Raw genomic sequence first — 20,465 nt, 5'->3', positions numbered from 1 at the left:
TTGGTGACGCACGATAAGGCGGGGGTGAAGCTGGCGGACGGGTACCTCTGGCAGGAGCGTCTCGGGCCGCTAATCACACAACTAGGTAGGCTCGAAAAGGCCCGAGCAGAAATTGCTTGGGCCTTTATTGCTCTTCTAAAGCGCCCCGCCGAAAACCTGAGTCGTTGGGATTCCCTTGGACGGTTTGAAATTTGCCACCCTGGACGACTTTGAATGTTTGGTCCCTTGAAAACCGCTGCGTTGCCGAAAGAGTGCTGCCGCAAGTGCGAAGGAATGCTGCGCCAGCGAAGGTAGGACATCCAAGGTCGGTTTTGTCCCGCGACTCGGTCGTCCGTGGACCACGCCATTGATGTCCGCTGTTAGCGATGATCAATTTCATGAAGACTGGTGAACAACTTCGTGACCGTCGCCAGTCTGCGGCAGAGCCATCACAAGAAAAATTGTGGAACAAAGAAGGAACATGTGCAATTTGGCAGAATGCCATACGAACCTGTCACTCTCGGCTTCAAGTTTGCGATCCGCCTGAAACAGCTGACGGCGCGTGACGTTTTAGTCGTCACCTGCCCCGCCTGCCATAAAGCCTACTTTGTAGCACCACACATTCTTTTGGAACGATATCATGAACATCGGCCGATCGAGAGCTTCGCGAGCGACTTCGTTTGCAAACGATGCGGAAATCGTCACGACATGTCGTGGCGTATCGATCGCGCTGTCGGGCCTGAGTTTCCGCGCTCCGCCTAGCTGTCCGAGACTGCATGTCTTTTAGCAATCTCGGACGCCGGCCAAAGGATGTCGCCGTTCTCATCGCTTATCAGCTTGACCCCCAAGAACGGCAACATCGGTGTCTGTTCGAGCCGCGTGATGCCATAGAGTACAGCCGATTTATGCTCTCCAGAAAACATCTCTTCGCGTCCGTCCTCAAAGATAACCTTAAAGCGGTTCATGACGTCGGCTGCGCTGGAAATGTTCGGATTTTACTTTTCTTGGCCCATGAGAACTTTAGACGTGCCTCGAACTGCACTTGTCTGGCACTTCTCAAGATCCTCGTTGAAATGTCGTCAATCGTCTCTGTCCGCCGCAACCGAAACCATTCGGTTCCTCGGCGATCGCGGCGCCCAAGCCAGCGCCCGGCCAAGCCCTTAAGGGTCTTCTGCTCAGTGACGTAGGCGTGTGGCATTGAAACAGTAAACACAATTCGCAGACCTCCGTCCACAAGGCGCTTGAGCTCGTTTCTACGCGTATTCGTCTTCCGCTTCGTGAAACCGACTTTGAACAACTCAGGCTCGGAGCGAGATTGAACTAAGTAGACTGTTCCCCACCCTCTTGTCTTGAACCAGGGGACATAGTTTTGCCGGTGCCGTCGCCGCTTTCTCATCGCACTAAGCCCATGCCGGCGGTTTGGATAGTTCATCCACAATTAGCCCTGATATGCTTGCGAATGACAGTGTTCCGTCATGGTTTTCTTTGCGCGCCAACGATTTTGCCACATCGTCCGGCTCCATCCCATGCTGGAGCAAAAGCGAAAACAAAACACAGAAGTCCTGCACCTGAAACTCAAGCATCGACCCAGACTTGAAACCTGAGGAATAGAAGACCTCTCTTGGTTCATCCGGTTGGTCCGGGTCGTATCCGACTGACAGGAACACCGTTTGGCCGAGGTCCGTCTCAACCTTTCGCGTTTCTGTCAATCTCCGATCTGGCAGTTTTTTGCGTACCTTCTTTGGCCCCATCTTCTTAGATCCGTTGTTGTTGAGTTGGACGTCAGAGCGTCGCTTTCGCTCTTTGGTTCATGATCAAGTATAGCCAGAACGCTTCCTGCTTGGCCGTTGCCGGGTCCTGCTCCACCAACTCCGCTACAGATCTCTTTATCCAGTCGGAGGCATGTTCCGACGCGAGCACCTGCTCCACTGATGGCACTTCAAATGGACCCAACACCGTTAGCAGCCCTTTTCGACGTAGGCGCGCTGCAACTCCGCGGATCGCTGTAGTAGCGCCAAGGAGTCCGTCACATTTGCGATGGACCCTTGGCCTTGCTCCGCCCTACGCACTGCATCTACACCCTGCGCGGTGGCAGACGCCGCTCGTATACCGTTGAGGCCGCCCTGCGCGCCTGCGCCAAGAACGGCTGTGAGCCCAACACCAACAACGGCATCGGTTAGCGCATTGGCGCGTGCTGCACGTTGCTGTTCTGCTTCAAGCTCTCTTACTCTGACGGTGATATTGTTGTTCCTGGTCGCCAGCTCGTTGCAGCTGAGCGCCAGTGTAGATGCATCACTTGTTCGTTGGCCGACCGTAGGCAATGCCTGAACAGATGGCTGCCCAGTGTTCATGCAACCGGCCAATGTCGCGGCGGAAATCAATACAATTGGAACTCTCATCAGGATTCGTCCTTTTCAGTATCAAGAATTTCCACAAGCTCTTCGGGGTTCAGCAAACCGTCGTAGATCTGATCCCGTCCAACAAACGTTGGCGTCCCTCTGATCCCGAGGGTTGCCGCAAGCCTCTGGTTTCGAAGAATCTCAGCAGCCACATCGTTGGACTGCGCCTCACCGGCAATGGCGTCGGCGTCGTATCCAAGGCTCGCTGCAAGCCTTATGGCGCTTGCTGTATCCCCTACCCTGCCCGCCGCATCGAACACCGCATAGTGGAAACGCTGGTATGCATTATCGCCCTCAACGTTGCGGACTGCGATCGATACCTTCGCTATGTCGGTCGATTCTTGTCCCAAGATCGGGAATTCGAACAATCGAACGCCTTTCGTCAACTCATGAGGTAAAGTCTGCATCTGTGATGCGCTCTGCGCACAGTACCCACAGCGGTAGTCAAAGAATTCCACAAGCCGAATCTCAGGGTCGTCGCCAAACAGCTGGTCAGCTACCTCCGCGATCTGACGCCTTTCAACTTCCGTTGCTGCCAATTCTCGCTCAGCCTCCAACCTTTGGATCGCAAGCAATACTACCTCTGGGTTATTCAGTATTGCCTCGATGACCCGCTGATCAAAGTCATCTTCTGCCGCAAGTGGCGAACCGGCCAGCAATACACTTGCAAAAACCAAAGCACGCATTTTTTCATCCCTTAATAGTGTAAAAACTCTTCTCTAACACTTTTATGGACTAGTCTAGCCACAAATACATCAATTTTTTGGGGATCTGATGATGGCCAAGACAGTAAGCTCAGCTTCAACACTCATCCGCGGCGGCCAAACGGCACAGCATTGGTGGCGGATGGGATGGCAAGTCCTTCGGTTTGCGACTGTTGTCGGCGCCTTGATCTACGTCTGTAGCTTCGTCTTCTTAGTCGCGCGCGCATACAACCCAAGCGAGATGCGTTTCGCTTTCTACTATGAAATGGCCGAACGCGGTGTCGTAGGACAAAACGGCTTCGACCAGCTCTACACCTTCAAAGATCTGACAGGAGACACCGTCACCGTTCCAGCCGTGCAGATCTATCGAAACACTCAATATCGGCGCATCAGGGATGGGTTCTTTTACACATTTCATAGCTCGGCCAGGCTTGCAGGCATTCCTGCCATACTCTTGGGTCTGCTTTCCCTGCTTATCTTCATCAAAACGGGAAACCGCGTTCAGGAAGATGAGTTCGTTCGCGGCGCGCGCCTAGTCTCTGCCTCTCAGCTCAAAGGCTGGAGTGCTCTCAAATGGCGGAAATACAAGAAAAAGCACAAGGGACGGAAGACAGCGAAACCCTTGACGATCGCTGGCATTCCATTTCCTCCAGACGCCGTCGAAGCCCAGACGATGCTGAATGGTACCGTCGGTGTCGGTAAAACCAATGCCATGATTGAGATGCTTTCCATCATCCGTGAGAACGGTGGAAAGGCCATTATCTACGATCGGATGGGTGGCTTTGTTTCTCGTTTCCACGACGAAAGAACAGACTATCTCATCAACCCGTTTGATGATCGGTCTTCATCCTGGAACCCATTCGATGATGTTCTCGACGCGGCGTCTTTCACCCAACTTGGCGAAGTCATGATCCCAGAACATCGCGGCGCTGCAAGCGACCCTTTTTGGTCTCAGGCGGCGCGTATCGTCTTCGATTACGCTGCGCGGGAACTGTATAAAACCAAGCGTCGTACTGTTAAATCGTTGATCCAACACTTGTTGCATCTCGATTCAGAGGTTCTCGCCAAACTCATTGCCGGCACACCAGGCTCTCACTTCTTCAACGAGGATATCGTTAAGACCGCCCAGAGCATTCGCGCGAACCTGATTTCTGAACTGCGTTTTCTTGAATATCTCCGCGACGATGCTGAGGCCTTTTCAATCCGAGAATGGATGAAATCGGATGAGCCATCCTTGTTGTTTCTGACTGGTGACGCCGAACACGCTGCGGCGACGCGCAACATCATTTCTACGATGCTAGAAATCTCTGCCAACGCTTTGATGGGGATGGGGCCTGCAAGCGAGCCACGCTGTTACTTCTTCATGGATGAGGTCCCTACCCTCAACCGTCTCCCCTTCCTAATCAGCTCACTCGCTGAAATCCGTCAGTTTGGTGGGGCTTTCGTCCTTGGCTATCAGGTCTATAGCCAGCTGGAAGACATCTACGGACGTGAAGCCGCCCAGACAATTTCCGGTACAGTCAACAACCGGATTGTCTTCAACACCCCCGATTTTCGGACAGCAAAGCTGTGTTCTGAAATGCTTGGCAACCAGGACAAATGGGAGTCGAACACAAATGTCAGCGTTGGTGCGCATGAGGCACGCGACGGCGTTGGCTTCACTCAACAGCGTGTCGAACGCGCAATCATCACACCTGCAGAGATACAAAGCCTTCCGCAACACCGGGCCGCCGTCAAATTCGCCTACGACTCTCCAACTGCGGTTGTCGATATGAAACAGGTCTTTGTGGATGAAACACAACCGCGGTTCTTGCCCTACATGGGGAACGCAGCTGGTTTTGCGGAATATGTTGAGCCAAAGGCCAAGACGCCGAAAGAAGATCCGGCAAAGGCTGTCGAGATTGTTCGCGCGTTCCACCAATGGTGTGGTTGGCGATTTCACTGCGATGCCAGTGAATTTCCCCCAGATGCAACTGGGCCCTGCTCTGAGTACCGAGTCTATTTCGAGCACTTTAAGAGTTGCTTCAATGCAGGGACCCACCCCGAAAACATCCATCCTGTCGTCGCATTGGGTGATGGGTTGGCAAGGAACGCACCCATTTGTCCCCAAGGTGATGACGAAGAGGCATCGGGGACGGCCGGTGCCGGCTCGGAAGTGGTTATCAGAACTGAAGGGCCAATTCCCCCGCGTTATGAAGGTCCTGAACCTGATCAGCCCCCGGTTCAGATCAACTTGTTTAATCACTCCGAGAACCATGATGATGAACCCGCTGCCGTTGAAGGCGAACCAGGCGACGGCGATACGAAAGCCGCAACCCCATCCGAGCCGCCCCAACGCAATCTTCCACTGCCAAGCGGCTGGTCCCCAGATGCGCCGTCGGGTGCTTGATCGATGCTGTCAATGTCGAACGTATCGTCTGGCCATGCGTCCAGTGGATATTACAAGGCCGAAGGCTATTATTTGGAAGGCAGCAATGACGCCGAGAAGTCATCGCAGTTTTATGGCAAGGCAGCTGAAGAAGCTGGCCTGACTGACACTTTCTCTGACGATCGCTTTACCGCCATACTGGATGGTCAGACACCCGACGGAAGGATGCTTGGCCGATACCGAGATGGTGAACGTGAACATAGGCCCGGAATAGACCTTACATTCTCCGCACCAAAGGCCGTCTCCATTGCAGCTCTGGTTGGCGACGACACGCGGATCCTCAAAGCGCATACTGATGCCGTGAAAGTTGCCTTGGACTATGCAGAGGCAAATCTTGTTCAAACCCGTAAGTACGTCAATGGACAGGTCCAGACGGAGAAAGGCGGCAAGATCATCGCTGGCCTGTTTCAGCATGACACGTCCCGCGCTCTCGATCCCCAACTGCACACGCACGCAGTCATTGCCAATATGGTCAAAGATAGCACCGGCACGTTTCGATCCCTGTCGAATGAAGCGCTCTACAACGGAAAGATGCTCCTTGGTCAGATTTATCGCTCGGAATTGGCCGGCAATCTCCAGGACCTCGGTTACGAGACCAAAGCGTTAGACAAGGGTCTTTTTGACATTAAGGGTGTTCCCCAGGAGCTGGTCGACACCTTCTCAAAACGACGGGAAGAGATCGAACAGGCTCTCAAGAACAAGAGCTACGAACCCACGGCTGTTGCTAGCTCCCTCGCGGCACTAGCAACCCGATCGGCAAAGAAACCGGTTCAACGCTCTGAACTTCGCGCCGCCTGGGCCGCCGAAGTCAAGTCTCTGAACATTGATCTTCAGCAAGCTCTTCGTGAAGCGTCCAAGCACGAGCAACCCTCATTCACCGTGAGAGAGAAATCCGCAGCTGATGCAGTCGATTTTGCCATTGCGCATCACTCTGAGCGAGAGGCCGTCTATTCGGAAAAAGATCTTCTGATGACGGCCATGAAGTTTGCACCAGGCGTCACGGAAAAGTCGGCCGCAACAGAGCTTAAAGGATACGTCAAAGACCGCATCCTTCACCCCGTCGATCTTAAAGAAGGCCGTTTCTACACCGATGTCGAGAACATCCGCCTGGAAACGGAAAACAAGGATCTGATGCGAGCAGGGATGCGGCGTGAGGTTGTCGATCTTCGTAACACAATGGAACGGGCTACACGACGCAGATCTGACGCTGTCATTTCACGAAAACTCGACCGCACAACACTCACTGATGGCCAGAAGGAAGCCGCCGGCATGGTTCTTTCTTCGACGTCGTATGTGACTGCTGTTCAAGGCTATGCTGGCACAGGCAAAACCTACATGCTGGAAACCGCTCTTCGGATGGCGCAGGCACGTGGATACGAGATTGAAGGCTTGGCCCCATCCCATAAAGCCGTCACAGCGCTCAACGACGCCTTACCTGTGGCCTCTACCGTAGAAAGCGCATTGGTGCGTCATGAGAACGGCGCAAACCTCGGTGACAAATCCAAAACAATTCTCGCCGTTGATGAAGCCTCAATGCTCTCATCGGATTCAATGAACCGCGTGCTCAAGATGGCCGCCGCCCAAGGCTATGCCAAAGTCGTTCTCATCGGCGATGTGAAACAGCTCGAAGCCGTCGGCGCCGGGTCATCTTTCCGTGCTCTGCAGGATGCCGGAATGCCAACCGCTTTGATGACCGACATTCAACGGCAACGAACGGATGAGGGTCGGTCCGTCGTTCTATCGGCTATTGCTGGCAATATAAAAACGGCCATGGCTGGCGTCAATCAACTCACGGAAGTTGGCGGCGGGAAACTGGCCGCGGTTCGCGAGCAAATCGCGACGACGATGGCCGACTCCTACATGGCAATGACGCCAGATCAACGCTCTGCCACCGGCCTGATCGTTCTCACCAACGCTCTGCGGAAGGATGTGAATGAGCAGATCCAAGGACAGCTTCGAAGTGCCAACCTCATAGGTGAAGGCGCGGTGAAAGTCGCGTCGCTTATTCCCCGCAATTTCAGCCAAGCGGAGGCCAGAGAAGTTGGCAGCTACAAGGTTGGCGATATCGTCGTTTCGCCTGTCGCCTCTTCCCAATCTCCGATGAACGCGAACGTCCTTTACACTGTGACCAGCGTGTCTCGTGAGGACCAAAGACTTAACCTTCAGTCTCCTGACCGAGAGACCATCTCTCTCAGTCTTGCGCATGGCAGTAGCGATGCCCGCAAGCTGGCTGTGTTCTCGACCGACAAGCAGGACTTTCATGTTGGCGATGCCATCAAGTTCAAGATCACGGATCGCGAAAACGGCATCTTCAACTCAGCTGAAGGTCACCTCAAATCCATCGGCAAAGACACCTTTACGGTTGTCACAAAAGACGTCGATGAACTGACAATTCCCACCGACAGCTTGGCTGCCCGCGGCATGCAGTTGGCCTACGCCTCGACGGCCCATGACTTCCAAGGCAGCACCGTAGATCGCGTTCTCTTGGCGATGTCGTCAGCCGAACAACTCACCACGCAGAAGAGCTTCTATGTCTCTCTGTCGCGGATGCGCGACACGATCCACCTGGTAACCGATCACGTCGACAAACTGGCGACCACAATTGCTGACCAAACCGGCGAACGCATGAACGCATTGGAGGCGCTCGCCGCCCAACGCGACCAAGCAAAACCGGACGCCAAAACGCCGAACAAAGAGCGCGACGAAACCGGCCAAAACGAGCGCGATATTCAGGTCGGAAAAGCCAACAAACAGAAGTCCGAAAAACGCTCGGAAAAAGAGCCCAAAGATCAGGACCAGGATGACAAGTCGAAGGACGCTCAAATGAGCTTCGCAGACCGCCTGATCGCCAGCATGACCCAGGACCAAAAACAGCGTGACGAACGCTCCCGATAGGAGACCCAACATGAGCAATGACAACACCCAAAACATCCGAATGACGCTCGGAACAGAACTGTCCAACTACCTCCGGCGTATGCCTGACTCTTCCGCAAAAGCACTGGATGCCGAGTTCGTCTCTCTGGTCCAAACACGCGATCGCGTCAGCCACCTCGAAATGCAAGCTGTCGCAAACGCCGACACCGTCACTCGCTTTCTCAAAATCAACAGCGCACTTTCATCAGCTCTGTCCAGCACATCGGACTCGGTGACACACCTCACAGACATGATCGACCATCGCACAAGAGAGTTCGAAAAACTGCTGATCCATATCAGCACTATGGTTGGCAGCCACATGAGCGATGGTGACGAACGTGATCGTCTCCATGTCCGCCTACAGGAAATCGAAAAGGACTTGGGCAAACAACTATCCGCCCTGTCTTCGCTCGTGCAGGACCAGAACAAGTCTCGCCAGGTTCAAGTTCAAAATGCCATCGGCCGCGCGGAAGAAGAACGCTTGACCATCGCAGAGCAAGAGGCGGCCCTCACGAAACCCCAGCTTGAACGCGCAGGAACGGAACGTTGAAAATGAAAAGACTTTCCCCTCATGTCACAGAAAATCTCGAAAAAATGCTGACGCAAATGCGTCAATCAGCTAATATTGGGTGGCAGCGGCTGCCGATGGTACTGGCAGCCGCTGCCAACGCAGTTTGTAAACCGTTGAAACTAAATGATAAAAAACGACTGTACCACAGAAAACAATCGGTTTTTGCTCATAGACCCCTTATTTTATTGAGCGAAACGCCCCTGCAGCTTCAGCTGCGTCAGGTGTGCCGTCCTGATCGGTCCGAAGGGCCGAAACCCTATCTCCTCCCGCTTCTCATCCACAACCTCTGCGCTGCTGCTTCCAAAATCGCGCAACAGTTTGGGACTGCCGCTCAGCTGGTGGCTATCACTGCAGTCGTCGGTTCACCTCTCTCAGCTGAAGGCTGGGCACCTGTTTCCAGCGGTGCGGGCTGGTCATCAGCTGACAGGTTCTCCCCGGCATCAGCTGCGGCGGCACAGACTGCTTCATCCCCTGAAGCAATGCGCCGGATTGTCCCTTTCGTGCGTGCTGTCCAGCAAAGCCAAGGTCCACAGATGGATCGGCTCCTGACGCTGATCAGCCAAGCGGAAAGCCCGGTCCATGGATATGACAGTGTGCATCACGGCGCGACCATCCGTCCGCCGAAGCCACTCAGTCAGATGACCATCGCCGAGATTGTCGCATGGGTGCGTGCCACGCCTGGACAGCCCCATGCCATCGGTCGCAACCAGATCATCCCTGCGACATTCAACCGGGTGGTTCGCGCATTGGGTCTCTCAGGCGGCACGCTCTATGATCGCCGGACACAAGACATGATGGGTCGCTACCTGATCGAAGAGGCCGGCTACTCCGACTTCATCAACGGACGCATCACCCGTGATCGGTTCATGGACCAGCTGGCAAAAGTCTGGGCTGGTCTACCGCTGGCGAATGGCCGGTCTCACTACCACGGATATGCCGGTAACCGCGCGACGATTACTCGCGCTGAATACACCTCGGCCATGGCCGCAATTTTCCCAGTGCGGAGGGCGTCAAATTGATCGATATTTTCGCAGTCTTTTTCGGGGTCATTCTGACTTTCCTCATCGTTGTTGTGCTTCATGAGTTGGGTCACTTCTTTGCCGCCCGATTGGTGGGTGTCAAACCAGAGATTTTCAGCGTCGGATTTGGCAAGCCAATCTGGTCGCGCAAAGATCGCCATGGGATCATCTGGCAGGTTTCCCGCATTCCAGCGGGTGGTTATGTCCGCTTCGTTGGCGATGAGAATGCGGCCTCTCTTTCGTCGGTGGCTGACGGTCCTGTCATTGACGGGTCGCTCAAGGCCGCGTCAAAATCTGCGCAGGCTTTTGTCGCCATTGCCGGGCCTCTGGCGAACGTCATTTTCACAGTCGTCGCATTGTCGGTTCTTCCGTTTATGTCGGGTGTCACCGCCTACCCTTGGACCGTGGCGCATGTGACGCTTTCCTCGGATGTGACCGGCCTTCGGGTGGGTGACCAGATCGTTGCCGTAGCTGATGCGGACATCCAATCGCAGGACACGCTGTCTTCAGTTCTCACTGGCTTGCCTGCCCATTCCGAGGTGACCTACCAGATTGTCCGCGATGGCTCTCCACGCGCAGAACTGGCACCCCGTCCTGACCTGCCCTTGATCGGCAATGTGGCTGTCGGGTCAGCTGCATTTGAAGCTGGAATGCAAGCCGGTGATCTGCTTCAAACCATCGACGGCCAAACGGTGAATGCTTGGTCTGATCTGCAACGGATCGTCGCCGCTTCAAATGGTGATCCGATGACCATTGTCTATGACCGTCAAGGTGTGCCGATGACCACCCAGATCACGGCGCGGCAATCAGATGGCCGGTGGCTGATCGGAGTTGGTGGTCTGCCCCTCTTCACGCTTGCCACCGAACGGCCTGCCTTTGGTGATGCGGTTCAATCCGGTGTCTCCCGCTCGTGGGACCTGCTGACCAATCTGGTGACGGGTCTTGCAGGATCACTCACCGGCCAGAACGATAGCTGTGATCTTGATGGCCCCATCCAGATTGCATCGGTTGCCGGTCAAGCCATCCAGCTTGGCCCGGAAACCTTCCTGTTGTTCCTTGCTATCATCTCGCTCGGCCTCGGCGTTCTGAACCTCTTGCCAGTCCCGATCCTCGATGGTGGCCATCTCATGCTGCTCGGCTATGAGGGAGCGACAGGTCGGCCCCTTGGCAAGAAGATGCAGGCTGTCCTGTTCATCGGAGGCGTCACGATCATCGTGTTCCTGATGCTGACCGCAACCGTAAACGACTTGACGTGTTAGCGATCATCACACCTCAGCAAGTCACCCACCTGATGCTTGACGCCATCGACGTTTGGCGCACGTGGTGTTTCACCGGCGTTCTCTTTCACATGATCAAAGGTGACTCTGAACGCTGCATGTTCTGGGTCATCGTCACCGTCGTCTCGGTTCCTGCTGGTGCGCTACTGCTGTTCGTCATGCGCTTGGTTGGCCTCCCTCTCCCCTGACACCTCTCAACCTTCCTTTTCGGTCTTGCTTTGATGCCAGAGGTGAGGGAGCGCACCGGCCCCCCTCGGGGGGCCAAATAAAGATCGTGGCCGCTTGCGGCCTCTTTGTCAGGACAGCGGCCAGGGTGCGCCTCGTCTGGCTTGCTCGTCAGCCGTCGGATCGGTCGCGCGTCATTCCTCATGTGACGGAGATGGCGCGGCGCACAAGGGGGACCGTGGAATAACGAGCACGCGAAGCGCGCGCAGCTTATGCCGCGAAAGCCCCCTTGGGTGGCGTGACAGCTTCGGCTAAATGAGGTGCGCGACTGATTGACGGCTGACGAGCTGCACGGCGCTTTGGGTACATCGGACCAGGATCTCCAACGTATCAACAGACACCACGCAGCCGCCCAACAAAGGCGGCGTCTTACAGCACGCAATGCCCCGCCCGCGCAAAGCCGCCCAACAAGGCGGCCAGCGGGTGGGTGATCACACGCGCGGTGGACACGCAGTCTGATGCAATCAGTTCGCGCTTGCGCAAATGGGGGCGCGCCCGGCGTAGGGGCCAAGGCGCGCCCCCCTCCCACGCTATCAACACTGCCAAACGGTTCATTTGAGAAGGCAGACCGATCCGATTGGACCGCTCTGCCCTCTTTGCCTCTCAGAACGGGAGCCTGTCCCATTCCGCCGTATCGATCTCGGAGTGACCGTCGTCTTTGTCGATGAACCGTACCGGTTTTTCTTGCGGCCTGAGGATGCGGAAGTTGTCGCCCTGCAGGTTGTACCAGAATTCGCGACGTGCTGCCTTTGCTTCGTCAGTCATGTCAGTTTCTCCCATGTTCAACCGTACATTGCCTCTGCAGCGTCTTTCACTGCATCTGCCGCGTAGCGCGTCAGGTCTTGTTCACCCGTCTCGGCGATTTCTGGCATGGACAGTTGCCGCGCCCACTTTGCCTTGAAGGCCTGATAATCGGCGACCTTGGCCGTGACTGCGGCCGCGCGGATGATGTCCAGGTGATCCGCCACCCACTGTTCGTAGACCTGGCTTGGCCGTAGGTTTTCCAGTTTCCGTTTCACGATCGCATCCGCGTTGCGGACTGTCGTCCGCCGTTTCACATCGTCCCAGTATTCGGGTGTACTCGCGTTGAGTGTGATGGTGTCAGTCATGTGTCCTGTCCTTTGTCTCAGCTGCTCCACGGAATGCGGAACATACCGACCGCCCCCGTCCAAAGTGGTTCGGGTCAAGGACGCCGCAGGCGCCAGCTTTGCTGGGCGCGTGGGGATGGCAAAAATACGGAGGGTCCGCCCCAACGGGGTGGAAACCGTCTTTTTGATATGCCCATGCGATCCTTGAGGCGGGCCGCTTTGGGTGCCATGCCGGAGGCTATGCTTCCGCTTTTCGTAGGAGGAGGATTACGTGAGGCAGTCGATACCGGCGCAGGCAAAGGCTGGTCTGCTGCGCAGCGCCGATGACGGAGTGGAGGAACGCCTCATCTGAGCTTGCTCAGATGATGGCTGACGGAATGCAGTCTTCGGCCAAGCGGCAGATCAGACTGCTCGTGCCGCAATCGACTGACGGGCCACCCATCGCAACATCCACACGACCGTGTGAGCGCGCATGGCGTGCTTCAGGCTTTCGCACGCGAAGCCGAGAAAGGCTGGCCGTAAGGCTTTGCCACGTCTAGTTTGGATCGCGGTGGATGTCCAAAGCGCCTGGCGAAGGGATCGTTACCCCTTGTGGGCCGAGACACGCAGTGGCTCGGGTGAGGCTCCGCCGAACTAGAGCCCGGTCCAGCTTTGCTGGACGCCCCACAATCCACGACGACAAGGCCTATGAGGTAAGAATGCGCCAAGGCGGACGTGTCCTTTACTGCCAAGCCCACTATTCGGTCCGCTTGACCTCTTGGGTCTTTCTGGCGCGGATGGCCTCGGCGAAACGGCCAGCCATGACCTGCACGAATGCTTTCGAGAATGATCCGATCTCGGCGTGTGGCTCAAAGTAAAAGCTCGTTTCCAGTTCGTCGCGGTTGTACTCGTCCATGATGACCCACAGCCGCTTGTATTCGCTCAGCCCTGCCCGGCGGATTTCGGTTGCCGGGATTTTCAGTGCGTTCTGATCGGCGAATGGTTCTGTGCCCGTGATGGGCAAGAGGTAAAGCCGTGTTGATTTCTGTGATACCGGCACAATAGCCGCGAGTGCCGTTGGCCTCAGTTTGCGTCCGGCCTCTTCGCCGTCCAACGCTTCGCGCTTCCAGAGATAGGGATAGCGCCAGATATCTCCGATTTTCGGCTTAGGCATCGCTGTTGATCACGTCGTCCAGGACCTGCAGCAATGCGTCGGCTTCGTCGTCTGGCGTTTCAGACGTTGCGCGCACAGTGCGGGGATCGGCCCGCGATGTGAGGTCATCGAACATATCGCGCGGCATCAGGACAAACCGCGATGTGCCGTGATCAGACAGGCTGACGGGACCGCGCGATGCAGCCATCCATACATCGGTGGCCTTGCGGTTCATGGCCGTTTTGGGAAATTCGTCTACGATCTTGACTGGCATGGGTGCCTCCATTGCGTAATACACGTAAATTACGTATTTTACGTGTGAATGTCAAGGATCGTCGTCTTGATCGCGCGCTTTTGCGATCACACCATCTTCGGTGATGGCCGCAATGCTGTCGTCCGTCCGGCGCGATAACTCCACGCCGTCTCCTGACATCAGTGCATCGACAAACTCGGTTTTCTTCAGGACTGCGCCGTCACCCTCGATGTAGGTCGTTGCGCCTGCGTCTTCGTGGCTGATCGACCCGTCGTGCTTAATGCGGATGCGGACGCCATTGACGCGGACGGCGATCTCATCCTCGCGGACAATGATGCCTTCCCACGCGAAGCCCTCGTCCCGTCGGACGACGATCTGATCCGGGCGCAGTTTGATCTGTACGTCACGGCCATGTGTCTTGTCATCAGCTGCCAGTTGCAGGAACACCTCTTGCTTACCCTCGTCGGGGTGGATGCTGGCTTTGCCGTTCTTGGGTGGCCAAACCTTGGGATGTTCCCGGACGTTGCCATTCTGATCGGTATGAAACCCGATGTAGAGCTGCGCCGATTTCCAAACGCGCTGTGCCGTTTTTGCAATTTTGCTCATTTTTGGTCCCCTTGGGCCTGCCGGTTGTTGAAACGTCGCTCTTAACTTGCTCTTGATGTCTCCCCCCCACAAGGGGTGGGACGTGGACGCTTACTTAGCGCCGTGTGATGCAACGCCAGATGCCATCCGCTTGGGAGGCCCTTTCAAACAGGCCAAGGAAACGGCCTGTTCTGCGCTGCCATCTGCCGGTGTTCCCCCTCCCCGCGTTTTTCCGGCGCAGAGGGGGGCCGGTGAAAGATGACCCGTGCCGATTCAGGCTGGCGGACACCCGCAGGGCCGGAACGCAGAGGAGGACCGCGCCCCGCGCGGTTGGGAGCCAGAATGAATCTGCTAAGGGAAATCGCCGGCCACCCGACAGACGGAAATTAAGCACAGCCGCCCTTTGGGCGGCAACGCGACAGCCAAATATCGTCAGAATTGCGAGAGCGTCAGCGGAGGCAAATCTGTCTTGCGCACATGCTCGATCCTTGCACTTGGCAAGGATCTCGACTGAGCTGACTGAACCATCTGACAAAGGGAGCATTCGCATTGGATGTGAAACATGAAAATGGACGGCCCCTACGCGGGACCGTCCGATGTTCTGTTCACTCCACTTCGAAGTGACCGACCTTGATGCGCTTGGCTTCAGCTTTCTGACCGAGGCTCATCGCAACCCCATTACCCCCGAAGATCAGGACACCGATGGGCTTTGCAGCGATGATCGCGTCATTGGCCTTGAACGGGGCCGCTTTGCCATGCCCCTGCCAGTTCGGGCGGAACAGGATCTGGCGAACCTTGTTATTGCGGGCCCATGTGGCCGCGATGCGCTCGACGCCTTTGCCGTGACCCTTGTGACAGAGAACCATCTGCGGATGTTTTGCGAATGTCTGATCCAAAATGCGGTAGATTTCGCGGCAGTCCTTGGTCTCGATGTCTCCCGTGATCGCAATCTTCGGTCCCTCGACCCTGTAGCGATCTGCCTGTTCGCGGTCGTGACGGTTCAGAAGCTCTTTCGCTTCGAACACCGCACCCGTCGCCTGGGCATCTTTTGTTGTACGGCTGCCCGTGACTGGCGTGTATGCCGTGCCGGTTTCGACCTCGTAGCACTGCGCGGCTTTTTCAGCCATGACCTTCAGCGCTTCGGCTTTCTCCCAAAGAGTCTCGAAGCGGCTGGTTGTCTTTTCCAGTTCCATTTCGGCAACCTCGGAGCCGTCTTGGGCTTCGATCAACCCTTGGATTTGGCGCTTGTGCTTGTCAGCTTGGCCAGCCAGTGCCGTTGCGCGGCGCTGTAGCAGTGTGGCCAGACCATGTGCCAAGGCTTCAATCTCGGACGCAAGTCCAGTGCCCTGCAGCCCGCCGATCAATGTCTCGAAGGTCTCAAAGACGATTTGATCGCGCAACGCGTCATCATTGGGGATGATGAGGTCGTCAGTGCCGTTTTCAGTCAGGCCAAAGAGTTCAATCGCGTCATATGTTGTTGTTTGGTCAAGCATCTCATTTTCTCCTTAGGATGTCTCAGCTGCTCCACGGAATGCGGAACATACCGACCACCCTCGTCCAAACCGGTTCGGGTCAAGGACGCAGAGCGCCAGCTTTGCTGGGCCGCAGTATTTTCAGTGTGCGTCGTTTCAAGATGCGCCATCTGTCCGATCGGCACTGTCATTCCCACGCCCCCTGCCCTTTTCGAAAATACGGAGGATCCTTGAGGCGGGCCGATTTGGGTGCCATGCCGGAGGCTATGCTTCCACATTCAGTAGGAGGAGGAATACGTGAGGCAGGCGATACCGGCGCAGGCAAAGGCTGACGGGCCGTGCTGTGCCGATGACGGAATGGAGGAATGTCTCATCTGAGCCCCGCGCAGATGATGGCTGACGCTATGCAGTCCTCGGCCAAGCGGCACTTCTGCCTGCTCGTGCCGCAATCGACTGACGGGGCACCCGTTGCCACATCCACACGACTGTGTGAGCGCGCAAGGCGCGCTTCAGACTTCCGACACGCGAAGCCGAGGACAGTCTGGCTGCAAGGCATCGTTATTCTTGAAACCCTAGTCTACATCATCCAAGGTTTGAGTTGACCGTTTTGAAGAAATTTGATGTGAACACGCTTTGGCAGATCATCGTCGTTTTTTTGGGAACAGCATTGTTTCTTTTCGTAGTGGCGATGCCACTAGCAAACATTGCGTTGGCATTGATTGCTTGGTTCCGATATCATCTTTTTGGCATTCATTCGCAGATTATCGACGACCTTTTTTATCGGTCTTCGCGCGGAGAGTTTACTCCGCCGCCCAGTCGGTTCAAAGCAGTTTTGGTGATAGCTGTTTTCGCGGTTGGAACGCTTTGGCTAATTGCCCGGTTTTTGACATAGATCGCTGCCCGGCGAAGGGATCGTTACCCCTTGTGGGCCGAGACACGCAGTGGCTCGGGTGAGGCTCCGCCGAACTAGAGCCCGGTCAGCTTTAGCTGATCGCCCCAGCCAAACTTACTTATTGCAATCGATCCACCTGGACATGAGGCCTTTGTCGCGAAAGCACTCATGTGGCACCTCACTGCGCTTGTAGCGTGCGATGCGCTCGGCAAACTGCACCTGTTTTGACGATGGATAGTTGTCAAACTGGCCTATGACTGGTCTGGCAGACTTTTGCGCGTCGATCCAATCAGACAGACTGCGACGGTCCTGTTGCGCTTCCCATGGCAGCACTGTTCCCGTTTTTTGTGACAGGAACCTTGCATATTTGAGCTGCTTTTCCGTCGCGGGCAGTTGGTGATAGTCGTTTGACTGCATGGGGTCGTGGCTTTGACCATGTGAATGTTGCATTGCACCCTCCATCATGCTGGGAATATAGAACAAAGAGTGAACACAAGCAACTTTTTCTCTGCAAATGGGCGGCTGCCCATATCGAAACCTCCGGTCTTAAGACCGCAAGGCGGTCTTTGGGGGCCAAGCCGGCCCCCGGTGCCTCATCGAGGCACTTCCCGGCTTTGGTGCTGTGCTGCGATGGTTGCCAATAGCAAATGGGGAAGGCTGATAGCCTTCCCCTTTGAAGCGACCGCTATTCCTGATCACCATCGCGTTCTTTGGGTGGGAAGATGACCATTTTGCCGTTGGTTGGCGTTGCGAAGAGTTCGATGGTCATGATGGCTTTGGAGTCCTCCTTTGCGGGAAAAGCGACCCCGACCCGGTTGAAGCGTGTGACGCCATCGCTGCCTTCGACGGGTGTAGTGACGTTGTAGAATGTTTTAGACATATCGTGTTCCTTTCGTTTTCGATGCAAATCTCCCACGGCCCCGCTTGTGGGCAGATGTCAGGCGCAACTTTGTCTCGCGAGGAATGGGCGCACAGCGCACAGGGGAAAGTTGTGCTTGAAGGCACCCGCGTGCCGCCATCTGGTCCAGGGGCCGGATCTTGCATCTTCCAGAAAACGAAAGGGATGCGATCTGTCTGATTGGCCGTCTACGTCACCTCAGTCGATGCGTCGTGGGCAAGTCCTTTCCGGGGATCGGTTTGCTGCTCCGCAAGGTCTGTTCAAAGCCATCATAGCCATCTCTGCCGCACCCCGAAGCGACAGCATGGTCAATCGCATCGGCACCTTTGCGCGTGCACAATAGGTCAGTTCGCAAAAGTCGGTGAACACCTCCCGTCGCGATTTTGACGGGGCGATGCTCTGGATTGCCTTGGTGAAGGCGGCGATATGCGCCCCGCTCATGCGTCTGATGCCTCTTCAACGGCTCTCCTCAGGGCGCGAATAACGCAGTTTGCGCTGTGACGGGAGGCATTGGTCAGTTGACGCTGCCAAGCGCCTTGTGAAGGCGCCCAGCGAAACGCATGATCCTTCAGCACCTGTCGTGTCGCGGCATCTGGCTTGCCTACGAAAATGAACTGAAGCCGGTTTGCTTCGACGTTCTCGATCACTTCGCATAGCCCGGCAAAGACATGCGTCTTCGTCTCTTGCTCAGCTGCCTTTTCAAGCTGCTTGATCCGGTCTTTCAGGCGTTTGATTTTCGCGTTGTTGTTTTGCAAGGAATAGCTGGGAAAGCCCGGCTCCAACCGGTTGCCGGGATCAATCAGCCGACGTGCGACGGTTTCATCGAAGTGATCTGCGATCTCTGCCATCGCGTTCAGATACGCTTCTGTGTCTGGACCGCTGCTGCTTTGATCTACGCCAAACCGCCGATGCTTGCGGATGAGCTTGTTGGCTGCCTTCATGTTCTTTTGGCTGGTTTCGAGATCGGCAACGCGGGCCTGCAGTTTTTTGATGGCATCGGGGTCATCACTGCTGATACCCGCCTGCCCGACTCCTGCTGCCTTTGTGCGCAGATCTTCTGCGCGTTTGCTGTGGCTGACACAGCGCTCCATCGCACGGTGGGCATGTTCTATCGCCCCGCGATGCCGACGCTCGCTGTGATGGCCGACGAGGATGGGTTGGCCAAATGGAATGCCGGTTGCGCCTTCGCTCATATCGGACGCTTTGTAGGCCGCGTCTGCCTTCGCATCTTGCTTCTCGGCAGCGTCCAGAAGGCGTTGCTGGCGACGGGCCTGTTTTGCTTCATAGCTGTTCATGGGAAGTGTCCTTTCGGGTACAAAAAAGGCGTCACGCGGATGCGCAACGCCGTGGTGGTTTGGTGATGAGAGGTTTGGTCAGATGCCGGTGTTGGGCGGTGCGATGAATGCAAATCCGCCGCCATTGCCTTCAGGATCGCGCGACAGTTGCATCTCCATCACGTTGCCGCCGGGCATCTTCACAGTGAATGTGGGCCAGGGGTCTTCGCCGAACTCATCGGATATGAGTCTGAAGGCTGTAATTTCTGCGCCGACAAGTTGCGCATAGTAGGCGTTTACATCGGTCATGGTCTTTCTCCTCGCTGCTAATCATCAAAGACGGAAGCCGCCTTTGCTCTTTTGGTGCTCATGATTGATGCGATTTAAGCGGCGGCGTGGCTGACGCCGCTGGCCGCTGCGATCGTTGCGTTGATGTGGTCTACGGCTTTTTGCGCCTCAGCCGCCGCCTTGAAGATGAGATCATTGTCTTGCTTCAGGGCGTCCAACCATCGTTTCAGATAGGCAGCACTTTGACCGAAATCGGGCTGCACCCCGAGCTGGACCGCAAGGAAGCAAGCACCAATCTCGGCGACTTATCCTGACAGTCAACAGATAAGCAGCATCATTTCTGTTTTTCGGCGCTCGCGATCAACCATTTGCGTAGCTTTGGCGCTTGGTCGGTTTTGGTTTTGCAATCCGCCGCCTCTTCGAGGAGCGTACGCATGGCTTTGCTGTCTTTTCCGAGAGATTTTGCGGACCATTGAGGTTTGTGGGCTTCCCAGGCTGTCAGATACCCGTCGGCCCAGATTGAAAACAGGATAGGGTCTGCCGGAAACAGGGCCTCTGATGGCGCGCCTTCACGCAACAGGGACAGGCGGTGATTGTAGGCCAGCACGATCAGGTCGAGGAGCTTTTGCATGTCGTCTTCTGAGGCAAGGTCTTCGGCAACGACATTGAAGATCGTGACGATCCACTCGGAGGGTTTGATGAACTTGGGCGCGGTGCAGAGACCGGTCAGAAAGCCTTCCATCCAGGGCAGCGTGATCTTCGCGGGGCGCAGGAGTTTATCCAGCGCCTTTTGTTCCTTTGCACCAAAAGGTGCGACTTCAGCATAGTCTCCCGGTGGCAAGCGCTCTTCGGTGACCTCAAGGCCACCAGACGACATCGGCAGCCCGTCCTGATGGACCCAGGCTTCAAAGCTCATGCCATGAACGAAGTGCATGATCGGTGTCTTCTTCAGATCGCGGCCCTCGGTCATAGCCTGGGCTACGGCGACAAACTCGGAGGCTGTGGGGTCTTTTGCGGCCGCCAGCAAGACGGCGTTGCGGGCAAAGACCATGGCCCAGAAATCGCGGC

Annotated in this window: 26 protein-coding genes; 8 read left to right on the top strand and 18 right to left on the bottom strand. The window is 56.0% G+C overall.

The features are described 5' to 3' along the window. The first annotated feature begins 387 nt into the window (after window positions 1-387). On the top strand, window positions 388-741 hold the full coding sequence (locus DHN10_RS17060) for a hypothetical protein (RefSeq protein ID WP_159087038.1): 354 nt from the start codon (window positions 388-390) through the stop codon (window positions 739-741). Here the strand turns inward: DHN10_RS17060 and DHN10_RS17055 are convergent. From DHN10_RS17055 to DHN10_RS17035, 5 genes are all read right to left on the bottom strand, one after another. After that, a complete protein-coding gene (locus DHN10_RS17055; protein WP_108816572.1) occupies window positions 738-944 on the bottom strand; it encodes a hypothetical protein in 207 nt (68 codons plus the stop codon). The genes DHN10_RS17060 and DHN10_RS17055 overlap by 4 nt on opposite strands. Beyond that, complete coding sequence (locus DHN10_RS20215; protein WP_373456721.1) at window positions 941-1,375, bottom strand: GIY-YIG nuclease family protein; 435 nt, start codon at window positions 1,373-1,375, stop codon at window positions 941-943. The genes DHN10_RS17055 and DHN10_RS20215 overlap by 4 nt, the downstream gene beginning before the upstream one ends. A 4-nt stretch (window positions 1,376-1,379) precedes the next feature. Further along, window positions 1,380-1,688 carry a TSCPD domain-containing protein gene (locus DHN10_RS17045; RefSeq protein ID WP_159087037.1) on the bottom strand — a complete coding sequence of 103 codons (309 nt, stop codon included), beginning with the start codon at window positions 1,686-1,688 and terminating at the stop codon, window positions 1,380-1,382. A 249-nt stretch (window positions 1,689-1,937) separates the two neighbouring features. Next, window positions 1,938-2,378, bottom strand: a complete 441-nt coding sequence (locus DHN10_RS17040) for a hypothetical protein (protein WP_108816569.1) — start codon at window positions 2,376-2,378, stop codon at window positions 1,938-1,940. Beyond that, the gene (locus DHN10_RS17035) at window positions 2,378-3,064 is read right to left on the bottom strand and encodes a DsbA family protein (protein WP_108816568.1); all 687 of its coding nucleotides are present in this window, start codon (window positions 3,062-3,064) and stop codon (window positions 2,378-2,380) included. Before DHN10_RS17035 ends, DHN10_RS17040 begins: the two co-directional genes overlap by 1 nt. Window positions 3,065-3,155: 91 nt before the next feature. Between DHN10_RS17035 and DHN10_RS17030 the strand changes: the two genes are divergently transcribed. From DHN10_RS17030 to DHN10_RS19785, 6 genes are read left to right on the top strand one after another with little or no spacing between them, the layout of a single operon-like run. After that, window positions 3,156-5,471, top strand: a complete 2,316-nt coding sequence (locus DHN10_RS17030) for a type IV secretion system DNA-binding domain-containing protein (protein WP_159087036.1) — start codon at window positions 3,156-3,158, stop codon at window positions 5,469-5,471. A gap of 12 nt (window positions 5,472-5,483) precedes the next feature. Next, on the top strand, window positions 5,484-8,405 hold the full coding sequence (mobF, locus tag DHN10_RS17025) for a MobF family relaxase (protein WP_159087035.1): 2,922 nt from the start codon (window positions 5,484-5,486) through the stop codon (window positions 8,403-8,405). A gap of 10 nt (window positions 8,406-8,415) precedes the next feature. After that, window positions 8,416-8,973, top strand: coding sequence for a hypothetical protein (locus tag DHN10_RS17020; protein ID WP_108816565.1), 558 nt, complete (start codon window positions 8,416-8,418; stop codon window positions 8,971-8,973). Between the two features lie 2 nt (window positions 8,974-8,975). Next, the gene (locus DHN10_RS17015; protein ID WP_234417169.1) at window positions 8,976-10,013 is read left to right on the top strand and encodes a hypothetical protein; all 1,038 of its coding nucleotides are present in this window, start codon (window positions 8,976-8,978) and stop codon (window positions 10,011-10,013) included. Further along, window positions 10,010-11,272, top strand: coding sequence for an RIP metalloprotease RseP (gene rseP, locus DHN10_RS17010; RefSeq protein WP_159087033.1), 1,263 nt, complete (start codon window positions 10,010-10,012; stop codon window positions 11,270-11,272). The genes DHN10_RS17015 and rseP overlap by 4 nt, the downstream gene beginning before the upstream one ends. Window positions 11,273-11,304: 32 nt before the next feature. Next, window positions 11,305-11,478, top strand: a complete 174-nt coding sequence (locus DHN10_RS19785; protein ID WP_159087032.1) for a hypothetical protein — start codon at window positions 11,305-11,307, stop codon at window positions 11,476-11,478. Window positions 11,479-11,884: 406 nt separating this feature from the next. Here DHN10_RS19785 and DHN10_RS17005 read toward each other — a convergent pair whose 3' ends face one another. The 7 genes from DHN10_RS17005 to DHN10_RS16980 form a co-directional block, all read right to left on the bottom strand. Further along, window positions 11,885-12,070: a hypothetical protein gene (locus DHN10_RS17005; RefSeq protein ID WP_108816562.1), complete on the bottom strand. Its 186-nt coding sequence runs from the start codon at window positions 12,068-12,070 to the stop codon at window positions 11,885-11,887. A 48-nt stretch (window positions 12,071-12,118) separates the two neighbouring features. Further along, on the bottom strand, window positions 12,119-12,280 hold the full coding sequence (locus DHN10_RS19780) for a hypothetical protein (protein WP_159087031.1): 162 nt from the start codon (window positions 12,278-12,280) through the stop codon (window positions 12,119-12,121). 17 nt (window positions 12,281-12,297) lie between these two features. Beyond that, window positions 12,298-12,624, bottom strand: coding sequence for a hypothetical protein (locus tag DHN10_RS17000; protein WP_108816561.1), 327 nt, complete (start codon window positions 12,622-12,624; stop codon window positions 12,298-12,300). A gap of 715 nt (window positions 12,625-13,339) precedes the next feature. Further along, window positions 13,340-13,756: a hypothetical protein gene (locus DHN10_RS16995; protein WP_108816560.1), complete on the bottom strand. Its 417-nt coding sequence runs from the start codon at window positions 13,754-13,756 to the stop codon at window positions 13,340-13,342. Beyond that, on the bottom strand, window positions 13,749-14,009 hold the full coding sequence (locus DHN10_RS16990) for a type II toxin-antitoxin system prevent-host-death family antitoxin (RefSeq protein ID WP_108816559.1): 261 nt from the start codon (window positions 14,007-14,009) through the stop codon (window positions 13,749-13,751). The genes DHN10_RS16995 and DHN10_RS16990 overlap by 8 nt, the downstream gene beginning before the upstream one ends. A gap of 51 nt (window positions 14,010-14,060) precedes the next feature. Further along, complete coding sequence (locus tag DHN10_RS16985) at window positions 14,061-14,594, bottom strand: hypothetical protein (RefSeq protein ID WP_108816558.1); 534 nt, start codon at window positions 14,592-14,594, stop codon at window positions 14,061-14,063. Window positions 14,595-15,178: 584 nt separating this feature from the next. Then, window positions 15,179-16,066, bottom strand: a complete 888-nt coding sequence (locus DHN10_RS16980; protein WP_108816557.1) for a DUF2493 domain-containing protein — start codon at window positions 16,064-16,066, stop codon at window positions 15,179-15,181. Window positions 16,067-16,643: 577 nt separating this feature from the next. On the opposite strand from DHN10_RS16980, the gene DHN10_RS16970 reads away from it, so the two are divergent. Continuing rightward, window positions 16,644-16,937 (top strand): hypothetical protein, encoded by a 294-nt coding sequence (locus DHN10_RS16970; protein ID WP_108816555.1) that lies wholly within the window; start codon window positions 16,644-16,646, stop codon window positions 16,935-16,937. Window positions 16,938-17,051: 114 nt separating this feature from the next. Here DHN10_RS16970 and DHN10_RS16965 read toward each other — a convergent pair whose 3' ends face one another. The 6 genes from DHN10_RS16965 to DHN10_RS16935 all read right to left on the bottom strand — a co-directional run. Beyond that, complete coding sequence (locus tag DHN10_RS16965; protein ID WP_108816703.1) at window positions 17,052-17,354, bottom strand: hypothetical protein; 303 nt, start codon at window positions 17,352-17,354, stop codon at window positions 17,052-17,054. A 268-nt stretch (window positions 17,355-17,622) separates the two neighbouring features. Further along, complete coding sequence (locus DHN10_RS16960) at window positions 17,623-17,817, bottom strand: hypothetical protein (RefSeq protein WP_108816554.1); 195 nt, start codon at window positions 17,815-17,817, stop codon at window positions 17,623-17,625. Between the two features lie 455 nt (window positions 17,818-18,272). After that, the gene (locus DHN10_RS16950; RefSeq protein ID WP_108816552.1) at window positions 18,273-19,130 is read right to left on the bottom strand and encodes a DUF3560 domain-containing protein; all 858 of its coding nucleotides are present in this window, start codon (window positions 19,128-19,130) and stop codon (window positions 18,273-18,275) included. Between the two features lie 78 nt (window positions 19,131-19,208). After that, on the bottom strand, window positions 19,209-19,418 hold the full coding sequence (locus DHN10_RS16945) for a hypothetical protein (protein WP_108816551.1): 210 nt from the start codon (window positions 19,416-19,418) through the stop codon (window positions 19,209-19,211). Window positions 19,419-19,492: 74 nt separating this feature from the next. Continuing rightward, on the bottom strand, window positions 19,493-19,660 hold the full coding sequence (locus tag DHN10_RS19775) for a zincin-like metallopeptidase domain-containing protein (RefSeq protein ID WP_234417168.1): 168 nt from the start codon (window positions 19,658-19,660) through the stop codon (window positions 19,493-19,495). Window positions 19,661-19,731: 71 nt separating this feature from the next. Further along, on the bottom strand, window positions 19,732-20,465 hold a 734-nt coding region (locus DHN10_RS16935), incomplete at its 5' end, for a UPF0149 family protein (protein WP_159087030.1).

It is taken from the genome of Loktanella sp. Alg231-35 (assembly GCF_900143545.1).
GTDB lineage: Bacteria > Pseudomonadota > Alphaproteobacteria > Rhodobacterales > Rhodobacteraceae > Yoonia.
This window is presented reverse-complemented; position numbering and strand designations above follow the sequence as displayed.

Excerpts from the sequence above, each read along its gene's own strand:
- DHN10_RS17055 (WP_108816572.1), bottom strand. The coding sequence starts at position 944 with ATGAACCGCTTTAAGGTTATCTTTGAGGACGGACGCGAAGAGATGTTT.
- DHN10_RS20215 (WP_373456721.1), bottom strand. The coding sequence starts at position 1,375 with ATGAGAAAGCGGCGACGGCACCGGCAAAACTATGTCCCCTGGTTCAAG.
- DHN10_RS17040 (WP_108816569.1), bottom strand. The coding sequence starts at position 2,378 with ATGAGAGTTCCAATTGTATTGATTTCCGCCGCGACATTGGCCGGTTGC.
- DHN10_RS17035 (WP_108816568.1), bottom strand. The coding sequence starts at position 3,064 with ATGCGTGCTTTGGTTTTTGCAAGTGTATTGCTGGCCGGTTCGCCACTT.
- DHN10_RS17030 (WP_159087036.1), top strand. The coding sequence starts at position 3,156 with ATGGCCAAGACAGTAAGCTCAGCTTCAACACTCATCCGCGGCGGCCAA.
- mobF (WP_159087035.1), top strand. The coding sequence starts at position 5,484 with ATGTCGAACGTATCGTCTGGCCATGCGTCCAGTGGATATTACAAGGCC.
- DHN10_RS17020 (WP_108816565.1), top strand. The coding sequence starts at position 8,416 with ATGAGCAATGACAACACCCAAAACATCCGAATGACGCTCGGAACAGAA.
- DHN10_RS17015 (WP_234417169.1), top strand. The coding sequence starts at position 8,976 with ATGAAAAGACTTTCCCCTCATGTCACAGAAAATCTCGAAAAAATGCTG.
- DHN10_RS19785 (WP_159087032.1), top strand. The coding sequence starts at position 11,305 with ATGCTTGACGCCATCGACGTTTGGCGCACGTGGTGTTTCACCGGCGTT.
- DHN10_RS17005 (WP_108816562.1), bottom strand. The coding sequence starts at position 12,070 with ATGAACCGTTTGGCAGTGTTGATAGCGTGGGAGGGGGGCGCGCCTTGG.
- DHN10_RS19780 (WP_159087031.1), bottom strand. The coding sequence starts at position 12,280 with ATGACTGACGAAGCAAAGGCAGCACGTCGCGAATTCTGGTACAACCTG.
- DHN10_RS17000 (WP_108816561.1), bottom strand. The coding sequence starts at position 12,624 with ATGACTGACACCATCACACTCAACGCGAGTACACCCGAATACTGGGAC.
- DHN10_RS16995 (WP_108816560.1), bottom strand. The coding sequence starts at position 13,756 with ATGCCTAAGCCGAAAATCGGAGATATCTGGCGCTATCCCTATCTCTGG.
- DHN10_RS16990 (WP_108816559.1), bottom strand. The coding sequence starts at position 14,009 with ATGCCAGTCAAGATCGTAGACGAATTTCCCAAAACGGCCATGAACCGC.
- DHN10_RS16985 (WP_108816558.1), bottom strand. The coding sequence starts at position 14,594 with ATGAGCAAAATTGCAAAAACGGCACAGCGCGTTTGGAAATCGGCGCAG.
- DHN10_RS16980 (WP_108816557.1), bottom strand. The coding sequence starts at position 16,066 with ATGCTTGACCAAACAACAACATATGACGCGATTGAACTCTTTGGCCTG.
- DHN10_RS16965 (WP_108816703.1), bottom strand. The coding sequence starts at position 17,354 with ATGCAGTCAAACGACTATCACCAACTGCCCGCGACGGAAAAGCAGCTC.
- DHN10_RS16960 (WP_108816554.1), bottom strand. The coding sequence starts at position 17,817 with ATGTCTAAAACATTCTACAACGTCACTACACCCGTCGAAGGCAGCGAT.
- DHN10_RS16950 (WP_108816552.1), bottom strand. The coding sequence starts at position 19,130 with ATGAACAGCTATGAAGCAAAACAGGCCCGTCGCCAGCAACGCCTTCTG.
- DHN10_RS16945 (WP_108816551.1), bottom strand. The coding sequence starts at position 19,418 with ATGACCGATGTAAACGCCTACTATGCGCAACTTGTCGGCGCAGAAATT.